We start from the raw sequence: 1,020 nt of genomic DNA on the forward strand, positions 1-1,020 counted from the left end.
GCGGCTGGGTTGGTCGGAGCGGTGGCCATGGCCGGCTGCGCGGTGGCGCTGGTCGTCACCGAGGCCACGCTCGCCGGGCTCGCGGCGGGGGTGGCGACACCGTTTGCGCTGGCCCCGCCGGGTGGGGTCGTCACCGCCGTTGTGTCGAGGGCCGCAGGGGCCGCCGCGCCCGGTCCTGTGGCCGGCGTGTGGGCCATGCCGTTTGCCGGCGTGGCCGATGCCGAACCGGCCGCGGATTGAGCCGAGACGGGGGACGCGGACAGGTTCGCCGTCCCCGCAGAGCCCGTCGTCGGGGCAGCGGCCTGGGGTGCTGCGCTGACGGTGGTCGGAGGAGGCGCCGAACCCGTGGCCGCAATGGTCGCACCGCCCGAATGGGTCGTCTCCGCGGCGCTCTGCGACGGCGCGCCCGCGCTCGTGTGCGATCCGCCGTTCGTGCTGCTCACCGAGCTGGGAGCGGCACGGGTCGGCGCGCTGGAAGTCACCGTCGCGGTTGTCGTGCCGGCGGCATTCGGCGTCGGCGCGGCAGGCGCTGCGCTGACGGTGGTCGGTTGAGCCCCCGTCGTCGCATGGCCGCCTGCCGTGCCGGTCCCGCTTCCGGTGGCGGGAGCGGTGCTGGCCGGCGGAGACGAGACGGCGGAACCCGTGGCCGGAGTCGTTGAGCCACCCGCATTCGTCGTGGAGGTTGCAGCCGGCGCCGTCGCGCCCGTGGTGGGCGCATGCGTTCCACCGTTCGCGCTGCTGCCGGTCGCGCTCGAAGCAGTGCTGTTCGGCGTGGCCGCGGCGCTGGTTTGCGCCGTCGTGGGGGTCGTGCTCGCGCCGGGGGCCGTCGACGGTGCCGCCGATGGTGCTGTCGTGGGCGCCGCGCTGACGGTGGGCGCGCTCGTTCCCGGCGTGGCACTGGTCGAGCCCGAAGACGCGCCGACCGGTGGGTTCTGAACGGCCGACGGCGTGGAGGTACCGGACCCCGTCGTCGGGGCGATCGATGTCGGCGCAGCGGCGGGGGACGCGCCGCCGTTCGGG

At 76.0% G+C, this 1,020-nt stretch carries 2 protein-coding genes and 1 pseudogene; all 3 read left to right on the forward strand.

Annotated features, from left to right (window positions below):
• Nucleotides 1–240 (forward strand): annotated as a pseudogene (locus FV228_RS30755) (hypothetical protein); the annotation flags it as partial.
• Between the two features lie 105 nt (nt 241–345).
• On the forward strand, nt 346–552 hold the full coding sequence (locus tag FV228_RS30760) for a hypothetical protein (RefSeq protein WP_147857863.1): 207 nt from the start codon (nt 346–348) through the stop codon (nt 550–552).
• A gap of 90 nt (nt 553–642) precedes the next feature.
• Complete coding sequence (locus tag FV228_RS30765; RefSeq protein ID WP_147857864.1) at nt 643–936, forward strand: hypothetical protein; 294 nt, start codon at nt 643–645, stop codon at nt 934–936.
• The last annotated feature ends 84 nt before the right edge of the window (nt 937–1,020 follow it).

It is taken from the genome of Methylobacterium sp. WL18, from assembly GCF_008040015.1.
GTDB lineage: Bacteria > Pseudomonadota > Alphaproteobacteria > Rhizobiales > Beijerinckiaceae > Methylobacterium > Methylobacterium mesophilicum.